Consider the following 5,252-nt stretch of genomic DNA (forward strand, 5'->3'; position numbering starts at 1 on the left):
CCGATCAATGACCCCGATCGTGGCGTCGGCTGATTGGATTCAACTTTCCAAAAATCGATGTGCTGCGTCGCAAAATTCATCCGCAGCATTCGTGGTTGTTTTGGATCGTAAATGCATCCTGCACCGGGGAACGGCGAAGGCTCGAAGACCGTGATTTCCATTCGCGACAATTCTTTTGTCGACAATTGTTGCGACAGAGCATCGAGGCACTGCAAACCACGGGGCCCGCATCCGACGATGGCCAAACGCGTGCGCGTCTCGTTTGAATTGTCATTGGTCACCGAATAATCGACAACGCTACCACCTGAAATCGCAACGCTCATGCTTTCACTCCTTCAAACAAATGAAACGAGGAAGAACCGACCAGACAGTTGAGTTCCTCGCTGGTGCATCCCAGCGACTCCGAAGCCCACTCGTCGTTGAAAACTGTTTCCAGGTAACGCGTGCCCGAATCGTGCAGCACCGCGACGCAGCGTTTGCCCGCGAATTGTTCTTGCATTTTTCCGACGCTCATCAGAACTCCACCCGCTGACCCTCCGATCAACAAGGCTTCTCGCTGAGCCGCCCGGCGACATCCGACAACACATTCCAAATCTGTCACCCGAACGAGATGTTCAAACGATTGCCCCGCCGCCAATCGCGGCTCCTTCCCCGCTCCCAAGCCGGGAATTTTGCGAGGCCCGGATGACCCGCCGAACAGAACACTGCCAACGGAATCGACCGCCACGACCTGGACGTCACGTCCTCTTGAGTTCAGATAGTCGCGGCAACCTTGTGCGGTTCCGGTACTACTCGTTGCCACGAATAAAGCGTCAAACTCTCCATTGAGTGCCTCATCAATCTCCCGGATGGTGCCTTCGAAATGCGAACGAGGGTTATCCAGGTTGGCGTACTGATTGGGCCAAAAACTGTTGGGTGTTGTCTCGATCAGCTCGCAAACTTTCGCGATGCGGGCCGCCAAGAAGTCGCCACTGAGCGGCTGAGTGACCAACTCAATCGTGCCGCCGAGTGCCTCGATGATTGCAAGGTTTTGCTTCTGAGCACGAGGGTCTACGACGCAGATGAAGTTCAATCCGTGGTACCGACATGCCTGGGCCAACCCGATCCCCATGTTTCCGGATGTTGACTCAATGATGGTGGTGCCTGGGCCGATTTCACCTCGCGCCAGTGCCTCGGATAGCATCTTGGCCGCGGGACGGTCTTTGGCACTGCCACCCGGATTTGCCGCCTCCCATTTGACGAGCAACTCGATGTCAGGCCGGTCCAGGAATCGATTGAGTCGAACCAATGGTGTTCCGCCGATCGCATCGAGGACGCCATTGCAAACTCGGGAAGAATGTTCGTTCATACTTGGTTGGCTCAGGTGCAGAAATTTGATTTGCTTCGTTTAAAGCAATCACTGTGCCAACGCATTGGTTCGCTTCTTGGAGACACGGGCCTCAAGCCTCCCGCGTTCTTCGTTTTGTCGCATCTTGGTCGCAACACCCCACGTAAACGTTGCGAAAACGACGTGGTCGCCAATCTTGCCTTCTCGTTTTGATTCCGAAACTGAAATCAGTGCAAGCGAATGCCGTCGCCATGCCAGAGGACTCGCAGGTCATCTTTCGACCACTGTTCCAGCCCCACCGAAGGGTCGCCCACAAGCATTCGTTGCCCGTCACTGGTCAATCCAAACGCAACGACACTGTGCCCCATGCCTGGGATCCATCCCCATTGGTCCGCGTAGCGTCGGTCGTCGACACCATAGGGCAGCTTCACTGCCATCAAGACGGGCCAATCGTTTTGGTTCCACATCTCGTCGAGTGTTTCATCCAGCACCTCGAGCGATCGACCTCGTTGGTCAGCGACCAATTTGATGCCCCGATACAGACCGAGTGTCGGTGTGCCACTGGAATCCGTCAGGCACAGCGGAATCAGATCGGACTCGGAAACGTCAATGCCTTCCGCCCGAAACAACGTCGCCGCGGCCGCAGGACTGCACGTGGCCCAAGAGGTCTGCATGGCAACGCCGTTGTTCCATTGATCCCCACCTTCAGGAGCCGGGCGAATGGCAATGGAAAGCAGCGGCCATAGGATCGCGGTGGCTGAGCCCATTCCCAGAAGGGTCGCCAAAACAGCGCGGCGCCAAACAGGCGTGTTGGGAAGACGCAACGCCCAGCCCGCCGCCAGTGCCGCAAAGATGGACGCAAAGTTCGTGTAGACGATCGCCGCTGAATCGGACACGTACCGAGCCCAGAAAAGTTGGCCCGACGCGTAGAACAAGAAGTAAACCATCGCGAGAACGGCAAGCGACAAGAACAACATCACGCGTTGCCCCTTGTCGGAATAGGCAATCGCAAATGCGAACCACGCCGCCGCAATCGACAGACCTGCCATCACCAACATTGCGATCATCAAATCAGTTGCTATCAACTGTTCTTCTCCTCTGCTGAAGTCATCTAAATTGCGATCGACCGCCTGCGAAACCAGTCGCGGGAACGATACTCATGGATCATTGCTACGAGATCGACGCAATTCTCACGCCGTCACCGGACGAGGCGTCGCACGACCGGCTTTGCGTCGACCGCAAATCAGCCACTTCGCTCGGTTAACGTTCTCTCGAGCATGTCGCAATAACGACCCTGAACATCTTTGATCTCCGTCCAAGCAAAACTACATGACGTAGGCTTCCAGCTTGTAAACCGCGCAATCACAAGTCGGAAGCCGATGCCACACATTCAATAGGTCACTTCTTCAAGCGTTGCTGCTCCGCCGGAAAGCCTCCAACGTATCGCGTTTTGATCGAAGTGTCAGCGTGGCACGCGATCTGCATCCGTTGCCCCGCGAAGTTCTAAATCGCACAAAAATTGAGGACAATGATATGAGTGACCAAACACTGAACAAGAAACGTATTGCCTTTCTCGCGACGGACGGCTTCGAGCAAGTCGAATTGACCAAGCCATGGGACGCGATCAAGTCCGCTGGCGCAGAAGTCGTTTTGGTTTCGCCAAAGGACGGAAAGATCCAAGGCATGAACCACGATGAAAAGGCCGACCAATTCACGGTGGATCAAAATGTCAGCAATGTTTCCGCCGAAGATTTCGACGGATTGGTATTGCCCGGCGGCGTGGCCAACCCAGACGCACTCCGAACCTGCCAAACTTCGGTCAGCTTCATTCGTGACTTCTTCAAACAACACAAACCCGTTGCTGCTATCTGCCATGGGCCGTGGACTTTGATCGAAGCGGACGTTGTCCGTGGCCGCCGTGTCACGTCCTGGCCAAGCCTGAAGACTGACCTGAAAAACGCAGGCGCCGAATGGGTCGACGAGGAATGCGTGTGTGACGAAGGACTGGTGACCAGTCGCAACCCCGATGACTTGCCAGCCTTCTGTGACAAAGCGATCGAAGAATTCGCTGAAGGAAAGCACGCCGCCCAAACGGTCTGATCCGTGCACCGCTTCAACAGGCCAGTTCCTTTGAGCTGGCCTGTTTCTATTTCAGGTCCGTCTCTACGAAACTCGGAAACTCAACATGGCCTACGCACAACCGCTCTCCATCAATGAAGCTCCCGACGAAGCCAAACCAATTCTCGAAGCGATCGAAAAGAAGTTCGGTCAATCGATGAACATCTTCAGCACGTTGGCACATCAGCCGGACGTGTTGGCCGGCATGACTCAGATCAATGATGGCCTTGAGAATGACCTGCCGGCGAAATATCGCGAACTTGCCTACTACAAAGCGTCCCAGTTGAACTCATGCGACTACTGCTCGCACTACCATCGCCAAGCCGCGAAGAAGGCGGGATTGTCCGATGAACAACTCGATTCAATGAACGTGAGCGGCGGCGATTTGCTTGATGAAAAAGAACAAGCCGTTCTGAAATACGCCGAACAACTGACGACCAAAGCGAACGTCGATGCTTCCGTCGTGAAGGAACTCAAGTTGTTCTTGAACGAAAAACAACTCGTCACCCTCGCTGCGGCGGTCGCTCTTGCGAATTTCACGAATCGCATCAATCACGGATTGGACATTGAACTGCCATGAGCAGCAAACAATTTGACTTGGTGGTTCTGGGAACGGGGCCATCCGGCGGAACCGTCGCCACCAAAATCGCGAAATCGGGCAAGCGTGTTGCACTGGTCGACTCCCGAACCTTTGGCGGCACGTGCGCGCTGCGTGGATGCAACCCCAAAAAGGTCTATGTCAATGCGGGGCAATTGGTCGACCAAGTCCGCCGGAGTAAAGGGAAGCTGGTCGCAGATGCGACCGTCAACATCGACTGGCAGCAACTCCACGCTTTCAAAACCGAATTCACGCACCCTGTCGCAGACAATTCAGAACAGTCCTTTCGAGAAGCGGGGATCGAGACGTTCCACGGCGTCGCTCGGTTCATCTCGCCCGATACGATTGATGTCGTGGGAACGAAACTGACTGCCGATCGATTTTTGATCGCCACAGGTGGGCGACCTCGGGAACTCACGTTCGATGGAGCTGAACATATCACTCGAAGCGATGAATTCCTTGAACTGGAATCCATGCCCGAACACGTTGTCTTCGTCGGTGGTGGATACATCTCCATGGAATTCGCAGGCGTGGTTGCCCGTGCAGGCTGTCGAGTCACTGTGATCGAGCAGAATGATCATGTGCTGGCTGGGTTCGATCCCGATCTCGTCAAGCAACTGACCGAATCGCTCCAGGATCACGGAATCCGCTTTCGGTTGAATGCAGAAATCATTGGCGTCGACAAATCTTCGGACGGTTACTTGCACGTTCATCTTGCGAAGGAAGATCCGCCAATCAAATGTGGTTTGGTGGTTCATGGTGCGGGACGAGTCCCGAACATCGACGAACTCGCCCTCTCACGAGCCGAGATTGAGCACAGTGCAAAAGGGATCGCAGTCAACGAGTTCATGCAAAATCCAACCAATCCGCGAGTCTTCGCCACAGGCGACTGCGCCGACACCGGAATGCCTCAACTGACTCCGGTTGCGAACGAAGACGCACGCATCGCTGCGAAGAATTTGTTCTCTGAAACTTTGGAACGAACACCGGACTACGGCCACGTCCCCAAAGTCGCGTTCACGATTCCAAGCATCGCATCAGTTGGGTTGTCCGAAGAAGCCGCTCGCAACAGCAACGACAACCTGACGGTTCTCAGCGACGACACTTCGTCGTGGGGCAGCGTTCGCAAAACTGGAACGACGGTGGCCGGCTACAAAATCCTCGTCGATTCTAAAAACGATAGGATTCTCGGAGCACACCTGCTCGGCC

Annotated in this window: 6 protein-coding genes; 3 read left to right on the forward strand and 3 right to left on the reverse strand. The window is 55.0% G+C overall.

The window, feature by feature from the left end; all coding sequences use genetic code 11:
- The 3 genes from ACF8AM_RS24300 to ACF8AM_RS24310 form a co-directional block, all read right to left on the reverse strand.
- Window positions 1–323 (reverse strand): FAD/NAD(P)-binding protein (locus ACF8AM_RS24300; protein ID WP_392558134.1); only part of this gene is annotated, 323 nt, incomplete at its 3' end.
- Window positions 320–1,348, reverse strand: a complete 1,029-nt coding sequence (gene sbnA / locus ACF8AM_RS24305) for a 2,3-diaminopropionate biosynthesis protein SbnA (protein WP_392558135.1) — start codon at window positions 1,346–1,348, stop codon at window positions 320–322. The genes sbnA and ACF8AM_RS24300, both read right to left, overlap by 4 nt.
- A gap of 206 nt (window positions 1,349–1,554) precedes the next feature.
- Window positions 1,555–2,394 carry a C39 family peptidase gene (locus ACF8AM_RS24310; RefSeq protein ID WP_392558139.1) on the reverse strand — a complete coding sequence of 280 codons (840 nt, stop codon included), beginning with the start codon at window positions 2,392–2,394 and terminating at the stop codon, window positions 1,555–1,557.
- Between the two features lie 466 nt (window positions 2,395–2,860).
- Here ACF8AM_RS24310 and ACF8AM_RS24315 point away from each other — a divergent pair, with 466 nt between their 5' ends.
- The 3 genes from ACF8AM_RS24315 to ACF8AM_RS24325 all read left to right on the forward strand — a co-directional run.
- Window positions 2,861–3,427 (forward strand): type 1 glutamine amidotransferase domain-containing protein, encoded by a 567-nt coding sequence (locus ACF8AM_RS24315; protein ID WP_392558136.1) that lies wholly within the window; start codon window positions 2,861–2,863, stop codon window positions 3,425–3,427.
- A gap of 85 nt (window positions 3,428–3,512) precedes the next feature.
- Window positions 3,513–4,025: a carboxymuconolactone decarboxylase family protein gene (locus ACF8AM_RS24320; RefSeq protein WP_392558137.1), complete on the forward strand. Its 513-nt coding sequence runs from the start codon at window positions 3,513–3,515 to the stop codon at window positions 4,023–4,025.
- On the forward strand, window positions 4,022–5,252 hold a 1,231-nt coding region (locus ACF8AM_RS24325), incomplete at its 3' end, for a dihydrolipoyl dehydrogenase family protein (protein ID WP_392558138.1). The genes ACF8AM_RS24320 and ACF8AM_RS24325, both read left to right, overlap by 4 nt.

Origin of the sequence: Rhodopirellula sp. JB055 (assembly GCF_043100905.1) — a bacterium.
In the GTDB taxonomy this organism is placed as follows: domain Bacteria; phylum Planctomycetota; class Planctomycetia; order Pirellulales; family Pirellulaceae; genus Rhodopirellula.